General features: G+C 65.3%; 27 protein-coding genes and 1 riboswitch. Of the genes, 15 read left to right on the top strand and 12 right to left on the bottom strand.

Translation table 11 applies throughout. The features are described from left to right. Positions 1–30 precede the first annotated feature (30 nt). The 7 genes from VFV09_04500 (at position 31) to VFV09_04470 (ending at position 6326) form a co-directional block, all read left to right on the top strand. Positions 31–1056 (top strand): substrate-binding domain-containing protein, encoded by a 1026-nt coding sequence (locus VFV09_04500; GenBank protein ID HEU4866972.1) that lies wholly within the window; start codon positions 31–33, stop codon positions 1054–1056. Further along, positions 1056–1994: a phosphate ABC transporter permease subunit PstC gene (gene pstC / locus VFV09_04495; protein HEU4866971.1), complete on the top strand. Its 939-nt coding sequence runs from the start codon at positions 1056–1058 to the stop codon at positions 1992–1994. The genes VFV09_04500 and pstC overlap by 1 nt, the downstream gene beginning before the upstream one ends. Next, on the top strand, positions 1994–2935 hold the full coding sequence (gene pstA, locus VFV09_04490; protein ID HEU4866970.1) for a phosphate ABC transporter permease PstA: 942 nt from the start codon (positions 1994–1996) through the stop codon (positions 2933–2935). Before pstC ends, pstA begins: the two co-directional genes overlap by 1 nt. Next, on the top strand, positions 2932–3816 hold the full coding sequence (gene pstB / locus VFV09_04485) for a phosphate ABC transporter ATP-binding protein PstB (protein ID HEU4866969.1): 885 nt from the start codon (positions 2932–2934) through the stop codon (positions 3814–3816). Before pstA ends, pstB begins: the two co-directional genes overlap by 4 nt. A 10-nt stretch (positions 3817–3826) precedes the next feature. Next, positions 3827–4507: a PhoU domain-containing protein gene (locus VFV09_04480; GenBank protein ID HEU4866968.1), complete on the top strand. Its 681-nt coding sequence runs from the start codon at positions 3827–3829 to the stop codon at positions 4505–4507. A gap of 84 nt (positions 4508–4591) precedes the next feature. Further along, entirely contained in the window at positions 4592–5308 is a 717-nt protein-coding gene (gene phoU / locus VFV09_04475) for a phosphate signaling complex protein PhoU (protein HEU4866967.1), read from the top strand. Between the two features lie 220 nt (positions 5309–5528). After that, positions 5529–6326 (top strand): hypothetical protein, encoded by a 798-nt coding sequence (locus VFV09_04470; GenBank protein ID HEU4866966.1) that lies wholly within the window; start codon positions 5529–5531, stop codon positions 6324–6326. Between the two features lie 2 nt (positions 6327–6328). Here the strand turns inward: VFV09_04470 and VFV09_04465 are convergent, their stop codons facing one another. Then, a complete protein-coding gene (locus tag VFV09_04465) occupies positions 6329–6676 on the bottom strand; it encodes a hypothetical protein (protein ID HEU4866965.1) in 348 nt (115 codons plus the stop codon). Between the two features lie 28 nt (positions 6677–6704). Between VFV09_04465 and VFV09_04460 the strand changes: the two genes are divergently transcribed. The 3 genes from VFV09_04460 to VFV09_04450 all read left to right on the top strand — a co-directional run bounded on the left by VFV09_04460 (position 6705) and on the right by VFV09_04450 (position 9128). Next, positions 6705–7091: an MmcQ/YjbR family DNA-binding protein gene (locus VFV09_04460; GenBank protein ID HEU4866964.1), complete on the top strand. Its 387-nt coding sequence runs from the start codon at positions 6705–6707 to the stop codon at positions 7089–7091. A 124-nt stretch (positions 7092–7215) separates the two neighbouring features. Then, positions 7216–7557, top strand: a complete 342-nt coding sequence (locus VFV09_04455; GenBank protein HEU4866963.1) for a hypothetical protein — start codon at positions 7216–7218, stop codon at positions 7555–7557. Positions 7558–8015: 458 nt separating this feature from the next. Further along, positions 8016–9128 (top strand): hypothetical protein, encoded by a 1113-nt coding sequence (locus tag VFV09_04450; GenBank protein HEU4866962.1) that lies wholly within the window; start codon positions 8016–8018, stop codon positions 9126–9128. A 12-nt stretch (positions 9129–9140) separates the two neighbouring features. On the opposite strand, the gene VFV09_04445 is transcribed toward VFV09_04450, so the two are convergent. The 5 genes from VFV09_04445 to arsM form a co-directional block, all read right to left on the bottom strand. Next, positions 9141–11678: an FtsX-like permease family protein gene (locus VFV09_04445; GenBank protein ID HEU4866961.1), complete on the bottom strand. Its 2538-nt coding sequence runs from the start codon at positions 11676–11678 to the stop codon at positions 9141–9143. Between the two features lie 3 nt (positions 11679–11681). Continuing rightward, positions 11682–12464: an ABC transporter ATP-binding protein gene (locus VFV09_04440; GenBank protein ID HEU4866960.1), complete on the bottom strand. Its 783-nt coding sequence runs from the start codon at positions 12462–12464 to the stop codon at positions 11682–11684. A 106-nt stretch (positions 12465–12570) separates the two neighbouring features. Then, a complete protein-coding gene (locus tag VFV09_04435; protein ID HEU4866959.1) occupies positions 12571–13338 on the bottom strand; it encodes a sulfite exporter TauE/SafE family protein in 768 nt (255 codons plus the stop codon). Positions 13339–13345: 7 nt separating this feature from the next. Further along, positions 13346–13552 carry a hypothetical protein gene (locus VFV09_04430; protein ID HEU4866958.1) on the bottom strand — a complete coding sequence of 69 codons (207 nt, stop codon included), beginning with the start codon at positions 13550–13552 and terminating at the stop codon, positions 13346–13348. A gap of 97 nt (positions 13553–13649) precedes the next feature. After that, complete coding sequence (arsM, locus tag VFV09_04425; protein HEU4866957.1) at positions 13650–14384, bottom strand: arsenite methyltransferase; 735 nt, start codon at positions 14382–14384, stop codon at positions 13650–13652. A gap of 72 nt (positions 14385–14456) precedes the next feature. On the opposite strand from arsM, the gene VFV09_04420 reads away from it, so the two are divergent. After that, entirely contained in the window at positions 14457–14822 is a 366-nt protein-coding gene (locus VFV09_04420) for a metalloregulator ArsR/SmtB family transcription factor (GenBank protein ID HEU4866956.1), read from the top strand. Between the two features lie 65 nt (positions 14823–14887). Here VFV09_04420 and VFV09_04415 read toward each other — a convergent pair whose 3' ends face one another. Beyond that, positions 14888–15553: a hypothetical protein gene (locus VFV09_04415; protein ID HEU4866955.1), complete on the bottom strand. Its 666-nt coding sequence runs from the start codon at positions 15551–15553 to the stop codon at positions 14888–14890. Positions 15554–15838: 285 nt separating this feature from the next. Between VFV09_04415 and VFV09_04410 the strand changes: the two genes are divergently transcribed. Beyond that, positions 15839–16924 carry an MFS transporter gene (locus tag VFV09_04410; GenBank protein HEU4866954.1) on the top strand — a complete coding sequence of 362 codons (1086 nt, stop codon included), beginning with the start codon at positions 15839–15841 and terminating at the stop codon, positions 16922–16924. Here VFV09_04410 and VFV09_04405 read toward each other — a convergent pair. Beyond that, on the bottom strand, positions 16921–17586 hold the full coding sequence (locus VFV09_04405; protein HEU4866953.1) for a hypothetical protein: 666 nt from the start codon (positions 17584–17586) through the stop codon (positions 16921–16923). The two genes, VFV09_04410 and VFV09_04405, sit on opposite strands and share 4 nt — an antisense overlap. A 154-nt stretch (positions 17587–17740) precedes the next feature. Beyond that, positions 17741–17816, top strand: a riboswitch (TPP riboswitch). A gap of 6 nt (positions 17817–17822) precedes the next feature. Between VFV09_04405 and thiC the strand changes: the two genes are divergently transcribed. Then, complete coding sequence (thiC, locus tag VFV09_04400; GenBank protein HEU4866952.1) at positions 17823–19583, top strand: phosphomethylpyrimidine synthase ThiC; 1761 nt, start codon at positions 17823–17825, stop codon at positions 19581–19583. A 104-nt stretch (positions 19584–19687) separates the two neighbouring features. Here thiC and dps read toward each other — a convergent pair whose 3' ends face one another. The 3 genes from dps to VFV09_04385 form a co-directional block, all read right to left on the bottom strand. Further along, positions 19688–20182: a DNA starvation/stationary phase protection protein Dps gene (dps, locus tag VFV09_04395; GenBank protein HEU4866951.1), complete on the bottom strand. Its 495-nt coding sequence runs from the start codon at positions 20180–20182 to the stop codon at positions 19688–19690. Positions 20183–20249: 67 nt separating this feature from the next. Then, complete coding sequence (locus tag VFV09_04390) at positions 20250–21044, bottom strand: GAF and ANTAR domain-containing protein (protein HEU4866950.1); 795 nt, start codon at positions 21042–21044, stop codon at positions 20250–20252. Beyond that, positions 21041–21391 carry an STAS domain-containing protein gene (locus tag VFV09_04385; protein HEU4866949.1) on the bottom strand — a complete coding sequence of 117 codons (351 nt, stop codon included), beginning with the start codon at positions 21389–21391 and terminating at the stop codon, positions 21041–21043. The genes VFV09_04390 and VFV09_04385 overlap by 4 nt, the downstream gene beginning before the upstream one ends. Before the next feature lie 236 nt (positions 21392–21627). On the opposite strand from VFV09_04385, the gene VFV09_04380 reads away from it, so the two are divergent. Then, positions 21628–22359, top strand: coding sequence for a Crp/Fnr family transcriptional regulator (locus tag VFV09_04380; protein ID HEU4866948.1), 732 nt, complete (start codon positions 21628–21630; stop codon positions 22357–22359). Here the strand turns inward: VFV09_04380 and VFV09_04375 are convergent. Then, positions 22356–22739 (bottom strand): TraR/DksA C4-type zinc finger protein, encoded by a 384-nt coding sequence (locus tag VFV09_04375; protein ID HEU4866947.1) that lies wholly within the window; start codon positions 22737–22739, stop codon positions 22356–22358. The two genes, VFV09_04380 and VFV09_04375, sit on opposite strands and share 4 nt — an antisense overlap. Here VFV09_04375 and VFV09_04370 point away from each other — a divergent pair. Beyond that, positions 22727–24027: TldD/PmbA family protein (locus VFV09_04370; GenBank protein HEU4866946.1), on the top strand; the 1301-nt coding region annotated here is incomplete at its 3' end. The two genes, VFV09_04375 and VFV09_04370, sit on opposite strands and share 13 nt — an antisense overlap.

The raw sequence follows: 24027 nt of genomic DNA, 5'->3' as shown, positions 1-24027 counted from the left end.
CAGTGGCCCATGTTCCTAGTGTGGCGGTAGATGCGTGACGCTAGCAGCCGATCCACCCCCATATGTACAGCCCGCCGGCTCCTACCGGCGTTGCTGGCCCTGGCGATGGCAGCCGCAGGCTGCGGCGGAGACAGTGATGAAACGGGCCTCAAGGGCACCATCGTGATCTCGGGGTCGTCCACCGTCGAGCCCATCTCCATAGGCATCGCCGAGGTGTTCGACGACAACAACCCCAACGTCAAGATCTCGGTCGACGGTCCCGGAACCGGTGACGGCTTCGAGCTGTTCTGCCAGGGCGACACCGACATCTCAGACGCCTCCCGGGCGATCTCCGAGGAGGAGGTCGAGTCCTGCCGGCAGGCCGGCGTCGAGTACCTCGAGCTGAAGGTCGCCAACGACGGCCTCGCCGTCCTGACCTCACCCGACAACGACAGGATCGGCAGGTGCCTGTCCTTCTCCGACATCTACGCCCTTACCGGGCCCGAGTCCAAAAACGTCGACAACTGGGAGGAGGCCAACGAGCTGGCCGCCGAGGTGGGCGGCAGCAAAGGGGCTCCCTTCGCGAGCGCCCGGCTGGCCATCACCGGCCCGGGCGAAGAATCCGGCACCTACGACAGCTTCGTCGAGCTGGTGCTCGCCGGCATCGCAGAGGCACGGGGCCAGGAGCCCCAAACCCGGCCCGACTACCAGGCCTCGGCCGACGACAACGTCATCATTCAGGGAATCGGGGGCTCGAAGACCTCGTTCGGGTGGGTGGGTTACGCCTTCTACGACGCGAACCGGGACCAGTTGAAGGCGTTCGAGGTCGCCGGCGAGAACGGCGTATGTGTGGCCCCCAGCCACGAGACGATCGCCGACAACTCCTATCCGGTCTCCCGGCCGCTGTTCATCTACGTCAACAAAGCCAAGCTCGCTTCCAAGCCCGCCCTGAGGGCGTTCGTCGAGTACTACGTAAGCGAACGGGGACTGGCCACGGCCGGCGAGGTCGGATACGTGAACCTGAACCCGGATGAGGCTGCGGCCACCGCCAGGGCGTTCGAGGAGAGCGGAATCTAATGGCATCCGGACCCACGGAGGAGAACTTCAGCCTGGCGTCGCTTCGTGGGGAGCGTGGCCGCATGCGCAAGGAATCGGTCATCCGGGCGGCGTTCCTCGGAACCGCGGCCCTGTCGATAGTCATCAGCGCCCTGATCGTCCTGACGCTTGCCCGGGAGACATTCACCTTTGTCACCCAGGTCGACCTCTCCTCGCTCTGGAGTGAGGGCTGGTTCCCCCGCCGGGACCTGTACGACATCCGCACGCTCTTTGTCGGGAGCGTGCTGGTCACGCTGATCGGCATGCTGGTGGCCGCCCCGCTCGGGATGGGGGCTGCGGTCTTCCTGGCCGAGTACGCCAAGCCGAAGGTGCGGCGGGTTCTCAAGCCGATCCTGGAGATCCTGGCCGGCATCCCAAGCGTGGTGCTCGGGTTCTTCGCCCTGACCTGGATCTCGCCTCAGATCGTCCAGCGGATGAACGAGGAGGCGGCCCTGTTCAACCTGATGGCCGCCGGCATCGGCGTCGGGCTCCTGGTCACGCCGCTGGTGGCTTCGATTGCCGAGGACGCCATGAAGGCGGTGCCGAAAGCTCTGCGAGAGGCGTCCTACGGCATGGGGGCCCGCAAGGTGACCACGTCGATCCGGGTGGTAATCCCCGCCTCGGTGTCCGGGCTGGTGGCTGCGTTCATCATCGGGATCTCCCGGGCCATCGGGGAGACCATGGTCGTCGCCATCGCTGCCGGAGCCAGCGGCGGCTCGCTTTTCAGCATGAACGTCTTCGACCGGGGCCAGACGATGACCGCCGCTATGGCGTCGATGGCGGGGGGGACCGACGCGGTCAAGGGCGCCGGCCTCACCTTCCAGAGCCTGTTCTTCGTCGGCATGATGCTTTTCCTGATGACCCTGCTGCTCAACACCTTCGCCGGTAGGTTCGTCCGCCGGGTCAGGCAGAAGTACTGATGTCCTCGAGAGCCGTCACGAGCTCCCCCGAGTACGTAAAAGCGCGCCTCAAGGGCAAGCGGTTCGACACCGCCGGATTCTTCTTCCGGCTGCTGCTCCTGGCGACCATGTTCATCACCCTCTCCCTTCTCGCTCTGCTTCTGTTCGACGTGGTGTCCGGCGGGTGGGGTGTCCTGTCGACCAGGCTGGGTGACTTCGTGACCGGCAAGCTCGGCATCACCGCCGCCCGCGCCGGCATCAGCCAGGGCCTTCGGGGCACCTTCTTCATCGGGATGTTCGTGGTTCTGATCGCCTTCCCCCTCGGGGTCGGGGCCGCCATCTACCTCGAGGAGTACGCCCCCCAATCCCGGCTCACCCGGTTCATCGACGTGAACATCCGCAACCTCGCCGGAGTCCCGTCGGTGGTCTTCGGGCTGCTCGGGTTCGCGATCTTCGTGAAGGCGCTGCGCTTCATCACCGGGCCCGAGTCGAACGGCGCCACGGTGGTTTCGGCCGGGCTGACGCTGGCCGTCCTGGTGCTGCCGATTGTGATCATCACGTCGGCCGAGGCGCTACGAGCGGTCCCGGACTCCCTCCGGGAGGCCGGCTTCGGCGTCGGCGCCACCCGGTGGGAGGTGGTCCGCAGCCACGTCCTCCCCTATGCCGGCCCCGGCATCCTGACCGGAACCGTGCTCTCTCTTGCCCGGGCGCTGGGGGAGGCGGCGCCCCTGATCCTGGTCGGTGCGACCACGGGCTACCTGTCGGAGGGCGCCGGCTACAGCCTGTCGTCTTTGCAGGAGCGCTTCACCGCCATGCCGATCATCATCTATACGTGGGCGGGAAGGCCCCAGGCGGGCTTTAGGGAGTCGACCTCCGCGGCGATTGTGGTGCTTTTGGTGGTGGTACTGTTGGCTAATACGGTCGCCATCCTGTTGCGTAACAAGTACGAGAAGAGGAGATGAGCGACGTGCCCCCGGACTCCAAACTGAAGCCCCCGAACAGCCCCTCCCCCCGGTTGGACATCTCACGCTCCCCTAAAGACGTCCCGCTCACCGACACCGAGGACGTCCCCGTCTTCGAAGTCAACGACCTGTCGGTCTACTACGGCGCCTTCCGGGCCATCCGCAACGTCAACATGACCGTCTGCGAACGGCAGATCACCGCGTTTATCGGCCCCTCGGGGTGCGGCAAGACCACGCTGCTGAGGTGTTTCAACCGCATGAACGACCTGGTGGAGATTGCACGGGTCGAGGGCAGCATCCTGTTCCACGGGGTCGACCTGTACCACCAGGATGTGAACGCGGTGGAGGTCCGCCGGAGGGTCGGAATGGTCTTCCAGAAGCCGAATCCGTTCCCCAAGTCGATCTACGACAACATCACTTTTGGCCCGAAAATCGCCGGAATCAAGGGCGATATGGACGAAATTGTCGAAAAATCGCTAAGAAGGGCTGCTTTGTGGGACGAGGTCAAAGACCGCCTGAAGGACTCCGCCATGGGGCTTTCGGGAGGACAGCAACAGCGGCTGTGCATCGCACGCGCTCTGGCGGTCGACCCCGAGGTGATCCTCATGGACGAGCCCTGCTCGGCCCTGGACCCCATCGCAACCGGGCGCATCGAGGACCTCATGGAGGAGATCAAGCACGACTACAGCATCATCATCGTCACCCACAACATGCAGCAGGCAGCCCGGGTAAGCGACATGTGCGCCTTCTTCACCGCGGAGGTCAACGAGACATCCGACACCAGAACCGGGATCCTGGTCGAGTACGACAAGACCGAGAAGATGTTCTCCAACCCCTCCGACGAGCGGACCGAGAACTACGTCACCGGCCGGTTCGGTTAGGAGCTGTCTGATGGGCCAGGAGGAGAGCGCCCCGCCCGGCATCCGGATCCACTTCGACGCCGAGCTGGACCAGGTGCGCCTGCAGGTGGAGGTCATGGCGGTTCGGGTCGGGGAGGCCCTCAGCCGGATGCGAACCGTGCTCGCCACCGGCGACCTTGCGGTGGCCGCGCTGGCCCTCGGGGCGGACGACGAGATCGACGCCATGCTCGTCTCGCTCACGGAACGCTGCTACGACATGCTGCGCCGGCAGGCCCCGGTCGCATCCGACCTGCGGTTCATCGTCTCGGTGCTGAGGCTGCTCGAGGAGCTGGAGCGCATGGGCGACCTGGCGCTGCGGGTGATCAAGCACGCCCCGGAGATTCCGGCCGGGTCGGAATTGTTCGTCTCACTGGACTCCATGGCCGAGATCGCCCAGGAGCTCTACCGGACCGCCGTGGGCGCCTGGTCGAGCCAGAACCTGGAGCTGGCGAGCACCCTGGTGGCCCGCAACCAGGACATGGAGGGACGCTACACCCGGCTGCTGGAGCAGATTCTTCGCCTGGACGGCCCGGGCGCGACGCAGATCGCAGTGAGCGCGGTCTTGATGGGCAAAGCCCTGGACCGCATAGCCGATCACAGCGTGATCGTCGGGGAGAGGCTCCAGTATCTGCTCACGGCCGACCCCGCCTACCTGGCATCGGAGGTGCGTTGAGGAAAAAGCTTGCCGATTGAGACTTAAGTGCCATGATTGAACGGTGATGGTTCAGACCCAGCCGTCAACAAATTTTCAGGGAGGTTGAAAATCACCACCGTACCGGACTCAACCCCCCACATCCGCAGGCGGCTGGACCACGACCTTCGGGACCTGAAGGTCATGATTCGCTCGATGGGCGCGGCCGCCCAGACGATGTTCGAGAACTCCCTGGACGGAATCGTCAACAACCACGCCGACATCTTCGACCACGTTATTGCCAGCGACGACGAGGTCGACCAGCACTACATGGAGATCGAGCGCCGGATCCTGGACGTTCTCTCCCTCCAGGCTCCGGTAGCCTCGGACCTTCGCTTCATCACCGCCCTGCTTCACGTCAGCCTGCACCTGGAACGGGTGGCCGACATGGCCGTGAACATCGCCAAGATCGGTTCCTTGATCGCCCACCTTCCGCGCAACGAACAGGTGGTGACCACCATCAGGGAGATGGGCGGGATCGCCCTCGGGATGATCGAGGCCTCAATGGACGCCTTTGCCAATCGGGACCTCGAATTGTGCCTGCAACTGCCCACAATGGACGACCCGGTGGACCGGCTGAACCGGGGAATCATCCAGGAGATCCTGCCGATGTGCAACGACATGCGGCTGCTCGAGTGGGGTATGCAGATCCATGTGGTGGCCCGCCAGATCGAACGGGTCGCCGACCACGCAGTGGACATCGCAGAGCAAACTGCGTTCTTGATCACCGGTGAATTCAGGGAGTTCACCGACGCCTCTCACCCGGAAAACGCCGGTCTCTAAGCGGTCCACCTCGGGGTTCCCCGGGCCGATTTATACCCTCGAACGTCTGCTGGGCGTCTATCGCCGATTTGCGTAATCACACGCTTGTAGCTTAGAGTCGCCGCCTAATCCCAGAACGCAGTCGCGATTCAACGCGCAACACTTAAGCCGAAAGCTTGGTTTCGGCTGCCTTCTGGTTAGCCCCGATAGCTAGGAGGTCGCATGTTTGGCGAGAATAGCCATGCGTAAGTGGATTTGTGTAGGAGTTCTCGGAGGACTTCTCGAGTTTGGAATCGTCTATCAGGTTGCATTCTCCGGTAGCGATTCCCCGGCCCCCGAGACCCTTCGGTCCGCCGAGAGCAGCGGCTCGAATACCAGCCGCGACGCAAAAAGGGCGGGCCGGCGCACCCCTCGCCACATCGCCTCAGCAGCGGGAAGCGCCGATCAGGCTGCTCCCGTCAACCCGACGGTTGCGGTAAACGTCCCGACCGGCGCGGGGAACCCCCCGGCAGTTCCGGCTTCCCCGGCCGCCGGCTCACCAACTCCCCCCGTTCAAAACTCCGCGTCCACTCCCCCGGCCGACGACCCGTTGACCGCCACCCTCAAGGCCGCAGCATCAGCGGTCGCCGCGCTGCCGATGAACCTCGGTCTAAGCGGCGCCCCGGTTGACGGCGCTCTGATTCCGGGTCTTCCGGTCTCCCTGGCCGGCCTGCCTCCGATAGACGGAGTCGAGGACCTGGCGAAGGTGATTCCGCTGCCGACTGCGGCGCCGGTGCCTGCCCCCGTGGACGTCTCCAAACTCCCGGTCGAAGAGCTGATCCGTCACATCTTCGGCGCAGAAGGGGACAAGGCGGTTGCGGTGGCACGATGCGAGTCGACGCTGCGCACGCACGCCAAGAAGGGACAGTTCCTCGGCTTGTTCCAAATGGGAGCCAACGAGCGGGCCGACTACGGACACGGGCCCGATGCGCTGGCTCAGGTGCTTGCCGCCCACGCCCTGTTCCTGGACCGGGGCTGGCAACCGTGGGCATGCGCCTAAAACTAGCTCGTCTGTAGCGGGCGGGACGTGATGTGCAGGATCGCCGAGGACGGTTGGATCACCACCACCAATCCAACGTCCGGGCGGCCCTGCACATCCGCCCACCCGTCGACGATCAGGGCGTGCTGGCCCGGCGCCGGAGCCGGCCAGAGGAGGGCAACAACGTCGTTCTGCCTGATGTTGGAGGCGGTCTGACGCCCGCAGCCGCCTTTCAGCACCCCGTCCTCCATGGCCAGCACAACCGAAGCGGCGTGGGGGGTTGAATCGGGCGCCACGGTGATCAGGTAGGGGGTCGACCCGAACCGGGCAACCTGCTCTGGGAGCTCACCGAGAGAGACCGGGATGGACATCGCATCACTCTACGACGATGCTGTTTCTATGGCAGCCGAAGATCAGCTGGAACGTCTCCGTTCGATCTGCCTCGCGATGCCGGAGGCAACCGAGCGGTTGAGCCACGGCGAGCCGACCTGGTTCGTCCGGGGCAAGAAGACCTTCGTCATGTACGCCGACCACCACCACGACGACCGGCTGGCCTTCTGGTGCGCCGCCCCGGACGGGGTACAGGCGGAGATGGTCTCGGCGGAGCCCGAACGATTCTTCGTCCCCCCGTACGTCGGGGTGAGAGGCTGGCTGGGCGTCCGGCTGGACATCTCCACGGACTGGGACGAGATTGCCGAGATAGTCACCGAGGCCTACCGGCACGTGGCGCCCCGCAAGCTGATTGCCCTTCTCGATTCCAACCGGGGGCCGGCAGCCAATGTTTAGCCGGCGCGGGTTCCGGCAACCCTTGGAGTCGCCTGAAGCAAGAGGGTTCTCGGGGGGTCAACCGGCCGCCGGGGGTACCATGGTGACCTGGTATTTGCCGGGTCTCTAGGACTAAGGTGTCGCCATGTCGATACGGCTGCTCTTCAAGTGTGAGATTTGCTCCGCCGCCCCGGACAAGCTGACGCAGGGAAGCATCGAACGCCAACTCCTGAACGCCCGGTTCGGTCAGTGGGTCGACGCGTACCCGGAGAAGTGGCTCATCTGGAGCGGGAACGGCATCTACGGGGCAACCCTCTACGCCTGCGGCAAACACCGGGGCGAGCTCAAGTCGTTCATCCGGGAGCACTACGGCGCGATCGGCTGGCACCCCTGGTCGATGGATTCGTATCCGTGCGTTCCCCCGGACGACCTGGAGAAGGCGCGCAAACGCCTGCGCCACACCGGCTCGAAGTTCACGGCCATCTAGCTGTCAAATGGCAGCGCGGGCCGTTGGGTCAACAGGTTGAAGCCTGGCGGCGATTGCCTGCCGGTATCGGGTTGCGTTAACTTGGCAACCCTACAAAACTAGCCAATCCGGCCCATGGCCCCTGGCCGGACGGAGGCCCGGCAACGCGCAAGACTGTTAGTCCCGAGAACATGGACCGTGGGAAGGTCGCTTCCCCTCAAACAACGCCGGCGTCCAACCCCGCCGTCCGGCGCTCCTCCGGACCGCCATGGATCCACGACGGTGCGACCCTTCTCGACCTTCAGCGATCAGCGGGCAACCGCGCCGTGTCGGCTCTGGTCGCGACTTCAAAATCCAACGGGTCGACAGCGCGGAACTCGAAAGAACCCGGCGGGTTGCTCCCGCCCATCCAGCGCTTAATGAGCAGCGCAGCCTTCATCCGTGGATATCCCGCCCAAATTGAGGGTGGAGCCGCGCTGATGCTTGCCGGATTGCTCGAGGAGTATCACTCGACCTGGGGAATCTCGATAGGTCCATACGAGTACCTGGGCAAAGAGCGGCGGCAAAAACGAATCCAACTGCTATCGGAGATGCAGCACGAGATTCATCGGCACTTCCGGGATTCAGCCGCGCAAGAGATCAAGGATTCTCCCGAGTCGAAACTACTCCTCCTACTGCTCGACGAAATCCAGGAGGAGCACGAAAAGCAGATCCAGAGGCTTAGCGAAGAGTCCGACGAGCTTCCGATAGACGAGAGGGGCCTAAGCAGCGTGGAGAAGGCCGAGGTCCTGCAACTCTGGCAGAGCATCGTCACCGGCACCGGAAATCTAAAGATAACGGAAGAACAGGTGAGCCACGTCACCCTGCCCCCCACCAAACGCCAGCACGCGGGCTTTCGATCCAAGGCATTGTCCAGTCTGGCTCGGCTGCTACAGCACAAACAAGGCAGGAAGCTGATCAGGGAGGCGAATCGAGGCGGGAGTGATCCTTCGATGCACATAACCATCGCACCCAGTAGCAAAACCGCTTCGCCGCCGGATAAGTGGGGTGGTGTCACCTTCGCTGCCGGAAGTTGGGAGGCCTCCGGAATCGATCCTTCGAAGGGCTCGCCGCAGAAGACCGGTGACGAGGACGAGGAGCTCACGGATCTTCCCGACAGTCCCGAGGCCCTGGCTGCCTACGAAAAGGCGGTGCGCTCGAAAGCGACCGGCGTGCAGCTTCCGGACGGTACCCGATACAGGTTCGGCCCCGGAACCGGCTCGCTTGTCTCCTACATAAAGGAGCACAAGGACTCGGAGAACCGGGTACTTGCAACCACCAAACGAGAGGGACTTAGTCCCACGTTTATCGCCCTGGGCCACGAGCTGGGCCATGCCCTTCGCCTTCGCCGGGGTGCGAGCGTTTCGGGAGGGGCGGCGCCGGGAGGGTTCCTCGAGAAAAGTCACGGCGTGACCAGCACGCGAAAGAAAGGTCTCTGGACCGAGCCCGAGGAGCTGCTGAACATCAAGTTGGTCGAGAACAAACTGCTGGTGGAGAACGACCTCGCCCCCCGCCTCTATCACAAGGACTACGCGGAGTACCAGCAGTCCTAGACCGGAATGCGGCTACTCGGTGGAGATAGCCTCCAGCACGTTCAACCGGGACGCCCGCCGGGCAGGGAAGAACGCAGCCACCACACCGGCCGCAGCTGCAAGGCCCACGTAGCTCAGAAGCTGCCCATAAGGGATGGTGAGCACCGAAATTCCCTCGCTCTCCAGGCTCTTGACCAGAGCCCAGCCGAAGAAAAGGCCTATGGCCAGACCGAGGACCGCACCGATGATTGAGATGATCACCGCCTCCCAGCGAATCATCCTCCTCGTCTGGCGCCGGGACATGCCCACCGCTCGCAGCAGGCCCAGCTCACGCGTCCGCTCGAACACGGACAGGGCCAGCGTGTTCGTGATGCCGAACAGGGCGATGACCAGCGCCAGGCCGAGCATGGCGGTGACCATGCCGAGCAGCTGGTTCACCTGGGTCGCTTGCTTTTCCTTCGTCTCGGTCTGGTTCTCCAGATTCAGCGCCGGGTAGTCCTCGAGTACGCCCTCAATTGCGTTGCGGGCGGATGAGAGCTTCACGCCGTCGGCCACCTTCACGAAGACCTGCAGGTCGACCTTCTCCGGGAAATGGGCCTCGTACGTCGGGATGGCGAGCACGTAGTCGCTCTGTACGAGGGATTTGTTGTCGAACAACCCCGCGATCTTCAGATCTTGTTCGCCGGTTGCTGCGAACTCCATCACGAACGTGTCCCCCACCTCCAGCTCCAACTCCTCGGCGACGTCGGCAAAGAGGAAGATTTCTCCCTCGCCCAGCGAAGCCAGCGAGCCATCGGTGACACCAATGTCGGTTACTGCTTCGAGACCCGCCGGATCCACGCCCACAACGAAGGAGGAGCCGCCGTCTTCCCGCCGAAACTGGCCCAGGCGGATGGAGGCAGTCACGTCCACCTCCGGGAGCTTGGCGATGTCGGACGCAACCTGGGGACTGATGAAGGAGGGCGCAAAGCCCCCGGTGGCGACCGTGAAGTCCGCCTCCAGCGACTCGTCGAGCACCTTGTTGGTCGAATCCTTGATCGACGACCCCATGATGCTCACCAGGGCAACCAGCGCCAGGCCGATCATCAGGGCTGCGGCGGTGGCCGCGGTTCGCTTTGGATTGCGGGCAGCGTTACGGCGGGCCAGCTTGCCGGGCATCCTAAGCACCTGCATGGGCGAGCCGATCAGGTTAGCCAGGGGCCCGGCAAAGAGCGGGGTCAGGATGGCAACCCCCAGGAAGGTGACGAACGCCCCGGCGCCCACGAGCTGAGCCGGCTCCCCGATGTCGCCGAAAAGTCCGGCAAACAGGATCCCGACACCGAGCAAGGTCACCGCCAGGCCGGCGATGGTACGGCGCGGCGAGAACCTGGCGGCCTTCGGGGCGTTTTCGCGCATAGCCGCCATGGGCGAAATCTTCGCTGCACGGCGGGCGGGAGCGATTGCCGAGATCATGGTCACCGAGATGCCGAGCACCGCCCCGACGATCCCGGTACGGGGCAGGAATACTAGTCCCTCCGACGGAAGATCGATTCCGAAGCTCTTGAGCAGGGCCTGCAGACCCAGGGCAATTCCGAACCCGGCCGCAATTCCTGCGGCGGACGCCACGATGCCGATTACCAGTGCCTCCAGGAAGACGGCGCCGGTCACCTGCCTTCCGCTGGCCCCGAGTGCCCTCAGCAGTGCGAACTCCCGGGTCCGCTGGGCGACGGTGATCGAGAACGTGTTGAAGATCAAAAAGGCGCCCACGAACAGCGAGATTCCTGCGAAGACAAGAAGAGCGGTGTTGAAGAAGCCGAGGCCCTCCTTGATGGCACCGGAGATCTCCGCCGCCACCTCCTGCGCGTCGGCCGCCTCGACTCCGTCCGGCAGAACCTCCTCCAGGCTTTCCCTAAGCTCCACAACCGATACGCCGTTCTCGGCCGAGATGTCGATGCTGTCAACCTCTCCCGGCTTGTTGAACACCTCCTGCGCGGTCGGCAGGTCGAAGATCGCCAACGTGGCCCCGCCCAGGTTGTCCGCCTCGCCGAAGCCTGCGATGCCGGTGACCTCGAACTCCCGGGGAGCGATCTGGGTGATGACGGTGATCCGGTCGCCCACCTCGAAGCCATGCTTGTCCGCCGTCGCTGCGTCGGCCACCACCTGATCCGGGCCCACGGGCGCCTCACCCTCCCGTATAACGACCGACCCCTCCGGTTCGTCGTACCAGCTCGCTCCCAGCGTCGGCGCACCTCCGGTAGTCACCGCCTCGCCGTCCTCGGTGACGAATTGGGCGTACCCCCCGACGTTGCCGGCGGCCGCGTCGACCCCGTCGACCCCGCGGACCGTCTCGATCAGGGTGTCCGGTATGGGCTGTCGGGATCCGCCCAGCTGGCTTTCGAACTCGCTCTCGGAGCGAACAATCACGTCCAGCCCCTCGTTCACGTCGCTGAACAGGTTGTCGAAAGCAGAGTTCATCGTGTCGGTGAGAACAAAGGTCCCGGCGACGAAACCTACGCCGAGAACCACCGCCAGGGCGGTCATGGCCAGCCGCAGCTTGCGCGCCTTGAGGTTTTTTATCGTCAGCTTCCACACGGGTCAGCTCTCCAGGGTTTTGATGAGGTCCAGGATCTGGTCCGCCTTGGGATCCATCATTTCCTCGACCACCCGGCCGTCGGCCAGGAACACCACCCGGTCGGCCACACTGGCGGCGAACGGGTCGTGGGTGACCATGACGATGGTCTGCCCGAACTCGTCGACCGTGCGCCTCAGGAACTGCAGGATCTCCTGCCCACGCCGTGAGTCGAGGTTGCCGGTCGGCTCGTCGGCAAATACGATCTCGGGCCGGCTCGCCAGGGCCCGGGCTGCGGCCACCCGCTGCTGCTGGCCGCCGGAAAGCTCGCCGGGAAGGTGGTGCAGGCGGTCCCCGAGCCCGACTGTTTTGATCAGGTAGTCCATCCACTTCTTGTCCGGCGGGCGCTTGGCCAGGTTCATGGGAAGGGAGATGTTCTCCATGGCGTTCAGGGTGGGGACCAGGTTGAACGCCTGAAAGATGAAGCCGACCTTGTCCCGGCGCAGAATCGTGCGCTCCTTCTCGTCCAGGCCCGAAATCTCGACGCCGCCGATGAAAACCTTGCCCGACGTGAGGTCGTCCAATGCCGCCAGGCACTGCAAAAGCGTGGACTTGCCGGACCCCGAGGGGCCCATGATCGCCGTGAACGTCCCCTTCGGAACCACCAGGCTGACGCCGTCCAGCGCCCGAACCGCGGCTTCGCCCTCTCCGTAGACCTTCGTCACGTCGACGGCAACGACCGCCGCCCGGCTCAACAGGTCTTCGACGTTGCTGACCGGCGCGGCCGGTCCGGTCCTTCTAAGGCTCATAGTCCCCCCTGAAATGTGCTCGACCCTGCCGGATAACTATCGCAGGACGTGGACCAACGTTACCAGGGGTTTAGTTGCAGTCCGACCGATTTTCGACGACCCGTTTCTACCCCGCGAGAATCCTCACGATCGCCACAATTCCCACCGCCAGGACCGCCGCCCGGAGCACCCCGGCGGGCATCCGCCGGCCAACCTTGGCCCCGACCTGGCCCCCGATCACCGACCCGGCACCCAGCAGAAGGGCGACCTGCCAGGACACGTCGGCCACCAGGACGAACAGCACCGCAGGAACGGTGTTGACGGTGGCGGCGATCACGTTCTTGGCGGCGTTCACCCGCTGGAGGTGTTCGTTCAGCCCGATCCCGAGCAAGCCGAGCAGCAGCACCCCCTGCGCGGCCCCGAAGTAGCCGCCGTAGATCCCGGCGAGGTAGACACCCGCCAGCAGACCGACGCCCACGTCGGGCCTGGCCAGTCCTTCCCGGGCCGACGTTCGGTTCTCAAGCCGCCGGGCGACCGCGGGCTGCAGCAGCACGAGGACGCACGCAAGCGCGATCAGAAACGGGACCACGCCCTCGAAAACCGCCTCGGGCATGGCCAGAAGGATCAGCCCGCCGGACAGGCCGCCCAGCCCCCCGGCAGCGCACAGGCGTAGGAGCCGGGGCCGCTGCCCCTCTAGTTCCCGCCGGTAGCCGAAGGCGCCGGAAACCGAGCCGGGTATCAGGCCGACGGTGTTGCTGACGTTGGCGATCACCGGCGGGTAGCCGATGGCCAGCAGCAGTGGAAACGTGATGAGGGACCCGGCTCCGACGATGGTGTTGACTGCTCCCGCCGCCATGCCCCCGAAGAACACAGCGACCTGCTCCCAGCCGGTCAATTCGGCTTCACTCCGATTCGGGCTCCGGGGCTGCGGTGCGCTTGGCTGCCGACTCCCTCATGGCCTTCAGGCTTTCGGCGACCTCCTCCGGTTCCAGGTCGTTGGCCAGCTCACCCGGCGGGTCCGACAGCACGGCTTCCTGCTCGAAGAACTCGCGCCGGTCGGCGACGACCGGGATGTTGAAGTCGAAGCCCTTCTCTTCTTGCGTGCCCATGCCTGCCCCCCGTTCCAAACCGATTTCGGAACTAGAGGCTAGCAGGCCGCCGGGTGGGTTCCGGGAGCGTATTAGTGCCCTGTCCGCCAACAGGGCACTAGGCCGGCTTGCGCGCCCGGATGATGGCCGACCCTGCGCTCGAGTGAACCCGGTGCGTCTCCGTGATCTCCGCCTCCACCAGACCGGCGGCGGCCAGGTGGCCCAGGAACTCGGACCGGGTCAGCGCCCCGGCCACGCAGCCGGTCCACTGCTGCATGTCCAGGCGGGTCGCCTCGTCCATGTCGTCGTCGGCAATAACGTCGCTCACTGCAAAACGGCCCCCGGGGCGAAGCACCCGGGCGGCCTCGGCCAGGACCTGCGCCTTGTCCGACGAAAGGTTGATCACGCAGTTGGAGATCACCACGTCCACCGACGCGTCGGGAAGCGGGATGTGCTCGATGTGCCCCTTGAGGAACTCGACGTTGCCCACCCCGGCGTCGGCTGCGTTGCGGCGGGCGAGGTCGAGCATCTGGTCGGTCATGTCCAGGCCGTACGCCTTCCCGGACTCGCCCACCCGTCTTGCGGACAGGAGTACGTCGATGCCGCCGCCCGACCCGAGGTCGAGCACAACCTCACCCTCGCTGAGCTCGGCGATAGCAGTCGGGTTGCCGCAGCCGAGCGATGCGTTCGCCGCCAGTTGCGGGAGTGCGGCCAGGTCGGCCTCCCCGTAGCCGGAGGGACCAAAACAGCAATCGCTCCCCTCCCCGCAACAGCTGACCCCTCCGTCTACCGCCACGACCGCCAGCTCGGCATAACGGGTTTGTACGGCTGCCCGGATCTCAGAGTCCTCCACGTGGTCCTCCTCACATCGATGATTGTCGATATGAACGTTGCCAGACTTATCGATAGCTGTCAATATGAATTCATGAAACGAGAGCTAGACCTGTTGTCGGTCACCGAAGGCGAGTGTTGCGATCCGATTGAGCAGCCGATCTCCGAGGCCGATGCGGCGGGCATGGCGCGGGGCTTCGCTGCTCTGGCCGACCCGGCGCGTCTGAGGCTTTTTTCGCTGATTGCCTCCCAGCCCGGTCAGGTCTGCGCTTGCGCCCTGGTGGAACCGGTGGGCCGCTCCCAACCGACCGTCAGCCACCACCTGAAGGTCCTCTACGAAGCGGGCCTGGTGGACCGGGAGCGCCGGGGCTCATGGATCTGGTATTGGGCGGTGCCGGGCAAGGTCGGCGAGCTCGTGTCGGCCCTGGGTCTCCCCGATAGGGTCTCGCCCGCCCGCTGAAAGGTTCGCATCAAAAAGGACGGGCCCCCTTTCGGGGACCCGTCCTCTTGTTTCTGGTCAGCGGTTTAGCAGTTGTTGTTGTTGTCGGCATCGGCACAAACGTCGCCGGTGTCACCGGAGTCGCCGCTGTTGCCGCTGCGTCCGCCACGTCCTCCGTCGCCGGAGTCGCCGCCTTCGCCGCCTTCGCCGCCGTCGCCGGACTCGGCATCGCCGCCGTTGCCCTCGCCGCCGTCGCCGCCGGTACCCGAGCCGCCGTCGCCGCCGTTGCAACCACCGGAGTCGCCGCCGTTGCTGCTGCCGTCACAGGCGCCGTCGCCGCCCGCACCGCCGCTGCCGCCGCCGCCGTCGCCGCCGCCTGTGGTGGCGCCGGCAAACTTGCCGCTGCCTCCCGCTGCGCCGCCGCCGCCGCCCGCACCGCCGTTACCGCCTCCGCTTCCACCGGAGCCGCCGGTACCTGCTCCGCCGTTACCGCCGTCGCCGCTGCCACCCCGGGCGCTGCCGGAGTCGCCGCCGTCGCCGCCATCTCCTGCGTCGCCGGAAGCACCGCCGTCGCCACCGTCGCCCGTGGCGCCGGTGTCGCCGGAGTCGCCGCTGGTCAGGTCGAACTCCTGGGTACACGCGGTGGTGTCCGCACCTGGGCCGTTGGCGTCACAGTTGTTCTCTGCGCTCGCTGGAGGCACTGCCAGCACAGCCAAAAAGCATGCAATGACTGCAAGCTTGAAGATCTTCAAAGGAAACCCCTTTCCTTCCTGCCGATTACTGACCTGAAAACCAACCGGGGGCATCGATTGGCCTGAGATATTTTATGCCCCGCCTCGAATTACTCCAAGCAAAATTTGAGGAAAATCGAGTCCTGCAATCGGCCGTCTAATGGTTCGGGATCGAATGTGAGCCCTCTGCCGTCAACTGAAGATATGATTTCCGCTATGCAATTCCGCTTTGGTTGACCTTCCCTAGCCCCCGAAACACGCCGGCTTAGCCGGCTTGTAGTCGGATGGGCAACGCTTGCCGACACCGTGCCGCTCTACGCGGTCTACGCGCTGCTCTTCGCCGACACCGGCCTTTCCGACGCAAAGATCTCGGTGCTGTTCATGCTCTGGTCGACCACGGCCATCGTTGCCGAGGTCCCTTCGGGAGCCCTCGCCGACCGGTTCTCCCGCCGGGCAGCCCTGATCGCATCGAGCCTGTTTCAGGCGGTGGGCTTCGGTTTGTGGATCGTGCTCCCAGGGTTTGTCTCCTTCGCCGCCGGCTTCATCCTGTGGGGATTTGGGGGCGCACTGGTCACCGGCGCCTACGAGGCGCTGCTCTACGAGGGGCTGGTGGAGCGCAGCGCAGAGCAGCACTATGCCCGCATCAACGGGTGGGTCAACTCGCTGGCGCTGTTGTGCCAGATTCCGGCCGCCGGGGCGGCAGCGCTACTTCTCTCGGTCGGGGGTTACGAGCTGGTCGGCTGGGTCAGCATCGGGATCTGCCTGGCTGCTTCACTCCTTGCAACCCGGCTGCCCGAGCCCGCCCGGATCAAGGGAGAGGACGGCGGCGGTCCGAGCTACTTCGAGGTGCTGCGTGCGGGCATCCGGGAAGCGACCACGTCCCCGGTGGTTCGTGCTGCCGTGGTCGCAGCAGCGCTGATCGGGGGCCTCGACGGCCTGGAGGAGTACTTCCCTCTGATGGCCAGGGACTGGGGTGTTCCGACGGCGGTGATTCCACTGGCCGTAATCGGCCTTCCGCTGGCCGGTGCGGCCGGTTCTGCCTGGAGCGGGCGGGGTGACAGGCTGGGCGCGGGAGCGCTGTCGTCGGTCATGTTCGGAGCGCTGGCCCTGCTGGGGGCGATGGCCCTGATCGCGCTGCCGGCCGGGCTGCTGGGCGTTGCGGCGTTCTACTGCCTGCACCAGATGGTGCTGGTGGTGGTCGGTGCCCGGGTCCAGGACCGAATCGAGGGCCCGTCCCGGGCCACCGTGACCTCGGTTGCGAGCCTGGGGACCGAGATCGTCGCAATCGCTTTGTTTGCGGCATGGGCGGTGCAGGGTCTGTTGCTGGTCGTCGGGATCTGGCTGCTGGTGGCGCTCGCCCTGCCCGTGTGGCTGAAGGAGCGGGGGGTCTAGCCTTCTCCTACGCTCGGTTCGGACGGCTGGCGCTCACTCGGAGGGTTGGGGACCCGGGTGGACCAGGCTTCGTGATGCCCGGGCATGCCTAGGCTCGGGTTGGAGACGACCACCGCGAGCAGCCGCTGCTCGGGCTGGGTCAACGCGGTCACCGGAACATTCTCGGCCAGGAAGAAGCACGCCATGCGTCCTTCGGGCCGGTCGGCGGAGTGTGTGTAGTGCCAGGTGTCCTGGCTGGGGACGCCGGCTTTGCAGCCGCCCGGCCTAAGCGGGAGGTTCAGATGCCCGATCTGCTCGTCGAAGTGGGCATCCATGGCCGCCACGGTCACATACCGCGTATAGAAGGCGCGCGTGAGGCCTTCGGAGCACTCCAGGGTCTCGTAGGCGAAGCCTTTGTTGTCCATCGGGATGCAGTACTGCCGGTACTTGGCGGGAACCCGGTAGATGAGGTCGCTGGTGGGGAGCAGCGCCGGCGCCGGCGAAGCGTTTGGGTCCGGGGCCGCCTCAGTTGGGGCCTGGGGTTCGATCTGGGGCGTGACCCCGTCCCCCGGCAGGGCGAGCGCCAATGCAGCGAGAACCCATATGAGGAGGACGATGCGCGCGCCGGAGCCGCGGCGCCGCTCCAGCGGGCGCTGAATTCCGAGGTCCTGGGTTCCGTCCATACCGCTCTCCGTCTGGGTTCAATCGGCTTGTGGCGGAAGTGTTGTACCCACTATCGGCCAAGTGCGCCGGAATTCGGCGGAATGCCTCCGGGGGGCTCGGGCCGCAAGCAGGGGTGGTAGCGTCTAGGTACGCACGAAACTTCAAGCGCAACCACAGGGGAGCCCCGCACGGGGCTGAGAGGCCGAAAGGCGACCCTTGAACCTGATCCGGGTAATGCCGGCGGAGGGAGGCCCACATGAGCACATCCGAGTTGATCCCAGTCGAGGCCCTGACCAAAAAGCCTGACGCCGCGCGCCCGGAGGACAGCTTCCCGTCCAGCAGCAAGGTCTACGTGACGGGCAGCCGCCCCGACATCCGGGTCCCATTCCGACAGATCGTCCTCTCCCCCACCCCCGGGTCGGCGGGCGTCGAGGACAACCCGCCGCACCGGGTGTACGACACCAGCGGCCCGTACACCGACCCGGCCATCAGGGTCGACGTCGAGAAGGGGCTCGCCCCCCTCAGGCGCGACTGGATCACCGGCCGGGGCGATGTGGAGCCGGTGGCCGGCGCCGTGACCGACCCCGCTTTCCAGCGCCGCGAGGGCGTCCTTCGCGCAAAGCCGGGAGCAACCGTCACCCAGATGCACTACGCCCGCCGGGGCACGATCACGCCGGAGATGGAGTTTGTCGCCATCCGCGAGGGCCTCGCACCGGAGTTCGTTCGGGAAGAGGTGGCCCGGGGCCGCGCGATCATCCCCTCCAACATCAACCACCCGGAAGCCGAACCGATGGCGATCGGCCGCAGCTTCCTGGTCAAGATCAACGCCAACATCGGCAACTCTGCCGTCACCTCGTCCGTGGCCGAGGAGGTCGACAAGATGGCGTGGTCGACCCTCTGGGGCGCCGACACCGTCATGGACCTGTCGACCGGGTCCGACATCCACAAGACGCGGGAGTGGATCATCCGCAACTCGCCCGTGCCGATCGGCACGGTGCCGATCTACCAGGCGCTGGAGAAGGTCCACGGCAAGATCGAAGACCTCAGCTGGGACGTGTTCCGCGAGACCCTGATCGAGCAGGCCGAGCAGGGGGTCGACTACTTCACCATCCACGCCGGCGTGCTGCTGCGTTACGTTCCGCTGACCGCCCGGCGGATGACCGGGATCGTCTCCCGGGGCGGGTCGATCCTGGCCGCATGGTGCCTGGCCCACCACAAGGAGAACTTCCTGTACACCCACTTCTCGGACATCTGCGACATCATGACGGCCTACGACGTCGCCTTTTCGCTGGGCGACGGCCTGCGGCCGGGCTCGATCGCAGACGCCAACGACGCCGCCCAGTTCGCCGAGCTGGAGACGCTCGGGGAGCTGACGAAGGTCGCCTGGGAACGGGACATCCAGGTGATGATCGAGGGCCCCGGCCACGTGCCGATGCACAAGATCAAAGAGAACGTCGACCTGCAGATGAAGATCTGCGGCGAGGCCCCCTTCTACACCCTCGGCCCCCTGACCACCGACATCGCGCCCGGCTACGATCACATCACCTCGGCGATCGGCGCGGCGATGATCGGCTGGTACGGCACGGCGATGCTCTGCTACGTCACCCCCAAGGAGCATCTGGGTCTGCCGGACCGCAAGGACGTGAAGGACGGGGTGATCGCCTACAAGATTGCGGCGCATGCCGCGGACCTGGCCAAGGGCCACCCGGGCGCCCAGGCGTGGGACGACGCCCTGTCGAAGGCCCGCTTCGAGTTCCGGTGGGAGGACCAGTTCAACCTGTCGCTGGACCCGGTCACCGCGCGGAGCTACCACGACGAGACGCTCCCTTCCGAGCCGGCCAAGAAGGCGCACTTCTGCTCGATGTGCGGCCCGCACTTCTGCAGCATGCGGATCAGCCAGGACGTGAGGGACTACGCGAAGCAGCACAACCTCGACACCGCCCTAGCCCTGGAAGAGGGGATGAAGGAGAAGTCGGCGGAGTTCAGAAAGCAAGGCGGTGGCTTGTACCAAGAATGACCGACACGAGAGAAGCCGCCGCACGACTTTATAGAAACGCTCTTTACAGCTGGACACTCAAGAGGCCGCCCCTGAGGGGCGGCCTCTTGATGTTCCAAGTTCGGCTAGCGCGACTTCTGCAGGTGCGCCTCCAGGAACCACAGCTGCTTGTCCACCTCGCGGCTGACCTCGATCAGCAGGTCGTTGGTGTCCATGTCCTCCAGCTGCTCGGCCTCGTCGGCCGACTCCCGGAGTTTCAGGGCAAACATCGCGTAGCGGTCCGCCAGGGCGTCCGCGCTGTCCATGCTGCCGTAGGCGTCCCGTGGGAACTCCTTGAGGGAGCTCGATGAAGCCGCCATCCGGACGGTGCCCAGCGCCTCCCCGCCCAGGGCCGTGGCCCGCTCGGCGATCAGGTCCGCGAAGGGCAGCAACTCCTCGGCCAGGCGGTCGTACATCTCGTGCAGCTGGTAGAAGTCCGACCCCTTCACGTTCCAGTGGGCCTGCTTTGCCTGGGTGTACAGGTCGGTCACGTCGGCCAGCCGGGAGTTCAACAGGTCGACCAGCTTCGAGCGGTTGTCCTTCGGGATATCGATGCGAGTCTCGAACATCTTGGCTTCCACAACCAGCTCCTTTCGGGGGCCCCAGTGTTTTACTTTTCCCTGGGATCCTTCCCGGAAGGGCTGTTTCCTACACGGGCCGGGAGGTTGCCTGGCCCTTCGCCAGGGTGTCCCTGACGATATGCTGGGCCAGCTCCCGCACCTTGATGTTGGCGCTCTGGGAGATGCTTTTGATCTTCTCGAAGGCCTCGTCTGCCGATATGCCCTGCGTGACCATGAGGATGCCTTTGGCCTGGTCGATGACCGCCCGGGACTGCAAAGCCTCGTTCAGCTGGGCCGAGAGTGCGGTGGCCGCTTCGTACGCCCTGGCGTTCGACAGCAGCACGGCCGCGCCGTCGGCAAAAGCCTGAGCAACGGCCGCCTGATGGGCGCCGAAGGCCTCCTCCTGGGACGAGTAGAAAACAACGCTTCCGATAACCTGGCCGTCGCCCGAGAGCGGGCAGGCCAGAACGCTCTGGGCCCCGCAGTACAGCGCACGGTTGGTGAACTCGGGCCACCGCTTCTCCACGATCAGGGAGCGAACGACCTGGGCCCTTCCCTGCCCCGCTGCGTCCGATCCGGGACCGGGTTCCGGCGCGGCCGCAAGACTTTCCAACTCGATCCGGCCGTTGCCGGCGAACGCGCTCAGGGAACCCTTCTTGAGGGGCAACGACACCACTGCGGCATTCGTGTCCGGGGAAAGTTCGAGGGCCCGGTCCGCAACCAGCTGGAGCACCTGCTGGAGATTCGTCTTGCCCAGGATGACCCGGGAGAAGATTTCGGCGGACCGGCCAAGCATCGGGTCGTGCGATGGGGCGGTCTCGACACGAAGCTCGGGAACTGCGTACAGCTCGGTGGACCTCAACCCGTTGCCCGGGGCACTCACGCCGTGGCCTGGGCCGCGGAAAACTCCGACTCGCCGGCCATGTCGATCTCAAATACGGCGTCCAGCCCGGTTACCTCCAGGACCCGCCTTACGAGCTGATTCGGCGATACCAGCACCAGGGAGCGATCGAACGATTGCAGGAGCCTGCGAGTGTTCAGGAGGACGGCCAGCCCGCTCGAGTCGATGAACGAAAGCTCTTCCAGGTTCAAGAAGAGATCCTTCCGTTCCGATTGGATCTGGTCGTTCAGGTAATCCTGGAGGAGTTGCGAGTTTGCCATGTCCACCTCGCCCGAAACAGTCACACCGGAACGGCCGCTCAACTGATCCTTCTTTAAATGCAGGTCCAAGAAGTTGCCCCTTTACTTGAGTAGAAAGGGGACAATAAAGAGAATTCTTGGGATTGTCGGTCCGCAACCGTACATTGCGGCAAATGTCAAGGGCCCTCTTGCGGCTTGACTTTGACCGCTTACAGGCCCAATGTGGAGAGGAAGCGACACTTCTGTCATTCGACCTCGACGCAGCCGATGATCATGCTGCCGTCCCCTCGGCCCTGGGCCAGAGCCTCTTCAATGAAGGGCCGATCATGGATCGTCTAGCAACTCCGGCAGTCTCGTTCAAGGACAACCTGCTCCTTTCGAACCTGTCCGCAGAGGTCAGAGACCGTCTTATGGATGACTCCCGTTTGGAGCACCTCGACCTGGCGAAGGTTCTGTTCGAGCCCGGGCAGCCGATTGAGTACGTGTACTTTCCGCTGTCCGGAGTTATCTCTTTGGTCACGATCCTCATCGAAGGCGATCTCATCGAGATGGCGACGGTGGGGTGCGAGGGCCTGGTCGGCGCCCCCATGACCTACGACCCGGCAAAGGGTTCCAACGCCCGGGGCGTCTCACAGATCGAGGGCGACTCCATCAGGGTCCCGGTCCGTGTCTTCCGGACCGAGCTTGCCCGGTCCCCCGAGCTCGCCGGCCTGGTCAACCAGTTCAGCTATGCCCTGTTCAGCCTCGTCGGGCAGAACGCAGCCTGCAACCGCCTGCACAACATCGAGAAGCGCTGCGCGCGCTGGCTTTTGATGACCCGGGACCGTGTGGAGGAGGATCGGTTCCACCTCACCCAGGAGTTTCTTTCGCAGATGCTGGGGGCCCGGCGAGCGTCGGTCACCGAGGCGGCAGCGGCCCTCCAGGAAGCGGGAGCCATCTCCTACGCCCGGGGCGAGATCACCATCCGGGACCGGGCGATGCTCGAGGGCATGTCCTGCGAGTGCTACGAGGTAGTGCGCCGTGCCTTCGACCGGTTGTACGGGGACCCCTCGGCCTAGCTGCGGCGCTCCTGGGCGGTCGCGCAGGCGACGCAGAGCCGGGCGACCGGCCGGGCCAGAAGTCTCTCCACCGCAATAGGCCTTTCGCACCCCTCGCAAAGCCCGTAGGCGTTGGTGTCCAACCGCTCGAGCGCCGCCTCCACCTCAGCCAGGCGGGCGCGGGAGTGGGTCAACATCGCCGACACCTTCGATCGCTCGAACGCCACCGTGGAGCCGTCCGGGTCGTGCTCGTCGTCGGTCGCCACGAACTGCGACGATGCGATGATCTCCTCCAGCTGTGCGGTCATCGCAGAGATCTGGCCTTCGGCCAGCCGGCGCTCCTGAGCGAGGCGGGAGCGCAGGTCGGTAGACTGGCCCGGTGAGCGCAATGGATCCCTCATTCGGTGACCTTCCTTTTCGCCGGCTGGGTGAGGCGGCCCTTTCCCGGGCCCGGGATCTGGGCGCAACCTACGCCGACTTCCGCTTCGAGCGGGACCGGAACCAGGGCATCCACGCCCGCGACACCTCCCTGGAGAGCATGTCGACCACGGAAACCCTGGGGTACTCGGTGCGGGTCGTCGCCGATGGGGCCTGGGGCTTCGCCTCCAGCGTAACCCTTACCCCGGACGCCGCCGCCGCTACCGCAGCCACCGCGGTGGAGGTCGCCTCCGCGCTGGCCTCCCTCAACCGGGAGCCGGTGGAGCTCGCCCCCGAGCCCACCTATCGGGACACCCACATCTCCAGCTTTGAGGTCGACCCGTTCTCGGTCCCCGACGACGAGAAGGTCGCCTTCTTCCTCGGCGTCAACGAGAAGGTGCTGGGTTCGGGAAAGGTCGACCACGTCGACTTCTCCGCCCTGCTGGTGCTTGAGAACAAATATTTCGCCAACCTGGAGGGCACCGAGACCACGCAGCAGCGGGTCAGGGTGCACGGCGAGTTCGACGCCACGAAGATCGATCCCAGCACCGGCGCCTTCGAGACAATGCGCAGCTGCACCCTCCCGCAGGGGCGGGGCTGGGAGCACTTCTCGCAGGAGGTCTACAGCGGGTGGGCGGACGAGATCCCGTCGCTCCTGGAGGAGAAGATGTCGGCTCCGTCGGTGGAGCCGGGCCGTTACGACCTGGTGATCCACCCGTCCAACCTGTGGCTGACCATCCACGAGTCGATCGGCCACGCCACCGAGCTCGACCGGGCCCTGGGCTACGAAGCGGCTTACGCCGGGACGTCTTTTGCGACCCTCGACAAGCTGAACAACCTCCAGTACGGCGCGCCGTTCATGCACGTGACCGGGGACCGGACCGTGGAACACGGGCTGGCGACGGTCGGCTACGACGACGAGGGGGTGGCCGGGCAGACCTGGGACCTGATCCGTGACGGCGTCCTGGTCGGCTACCAGCTCAACCGGCAGATGGCGCTGAAGGAGGGATTCGGCCGGTCCAACGGGTGCGCCTTCGCCGACTCGGCGTCACACGCTCCGCTCCAGCGGATGCCGAACGTCTCCCTGCAGGCTGGGGCCGAGGAGGTGTCACTGAACGACCTCGTCGGTGGAGTGGAAAACGGCATCTACGTTGTCGGCGACAAGAGCTGGAGCATCGACATGCAGCGCTACAACTTCCAGTTCACCGGCCAGCAGTTCTGGCGCATTCGCAACGGACGGCTGGACGGGCAGCTGAAGGATGTCGCCTACCA

This window comes from Actinomycetota bacterium (genome assembly GCA_035759705.1).
Classification (GTDB): domain Bacteria; phylum Actinomycetota; class CADDZG01; order JAHWKV01; family JAHWKV01; genus JAJCYE01.
Note: the sequence above shows the minus strand (reverse complement) of the source record. Positions and strands in the feature narration are given on the sequence as shown.

Bases quoted from the DNA above. Each gene is read 5' to 3' on its own strand.
- VFV09_04500 (HEU4866972.1), top strand. From the start codon at position 31: ATGCGTGACGCTAGCAGCCGATCCACCCCCATATGTACAGCCCGCCGG.
- pstC (HEU4866971.1), top strand. From the start codon at position 1,056: ATGGCATCCGGACCCACGGAGGAGAACTTCAGCCTGGCGTCGCTTCGT.
- pstA (HEU4866970.1), top strand. From the start codon at position 1,994: ATGTCCTCGAGAGCCGTCACGAGCTCCCCCGAGTACGTAAAAGCGCGC.
- pstB (HEU4866969.1), top strand. From the start codon at position 2,932: ATGAGCGACGTGCCCCCGGACTCCAAACTGAAGCCCCCGAACAGCCCC.
- VFV09_04480 (HEU4866968.1), top strand. From the start codon at position 3,827: ATGGGCCAGGAGGAGAGCGCCCCGCCCGGCATCCGGATCCACTTCGAC.
- VFV09_04470 (HEU4866966.1), top strand. From the start codon at position 5,529: ATGCGTAAGTGGATTTGTGTAGGAGTTCTCGGAGGACTTCTCGAGTTT.
- VFV09_04465 (HEU4866965.1), bottom strand. From the start codon at position 6,676: ATGTCCATCCCGGTCTCTCTCGGTGAGCTCCCAGAGCAGGTTGCCCGG.
- VFV09_04460 (HEU4866964.1), top strand. From the start codon at position 6,705: ATGGCAGCCGAAGATCAGCTGGAACGTCTCCGTTCGATCTGCCTCGCG.
- VFV09_04455 (HEU4866963.1), top strand. From the start codon at position 7,216: ATGTCGATACGGCTGCTCTTCAAGTGTGAGATTTGCTCCGCCGCCCCG.
- VFV09_04450 (HEU4866962.1), top strand. From the start codon at position 8,016: ATGCTTGCCGGATTGCTCGAGGAGTATCACTCGACCTGGGGAATCTCG.
- VFV09_04440 (HEU4866960.1), bottom strand. From the start codon at position 12,464: ATGAGCCTTAGAAGGACCGGACCGGCCGCGCCGGTCAGCAACGTCGAA.
- VFV09_04430 (HEU4866958.1), bottom strand. From the start codon at position 13,552: ATGGGCACGCAAGAAGAGAAGGGCTTCGACTTCAACATCCCGGTCGTC.
- VFV09_04420 (HEU4866956.1), top strand. From the start codon at position 14,457: ATGAAACGAGAGCTAGACCTGTTGTCGGTCACCGAAGGCGAGTGTTGC.
- VFV09_04405 (HEU4866953.1), bottom strand. From the start codon at position 17,586: ATGGACGGAACCCAGGACCTCGGAATTCAGCGCCCGCTGGAGCGGCGC.
- thiC (HEU4866952.1), top strand. From the start codon at position 17,823: ATGAGCACATCCGAGTTGATCCCAGTCGAGGCCCTGACCAAAAAGCCT.
- VFV09_04380 (HEU4866948.1), top strand. From the start codon at position 21,628: ATGGATCGTCTAGCAACTCCGGCAGTCTCGTTCAAGGACAACCTGCTC.
- VFV09_04375 (HEU4866947.1), bottom strand. From the start codon at position 22,739: ATGAGGGATCCATTGCGCTCACCGGGCCAGTCTACCGACCTGCGCTCC.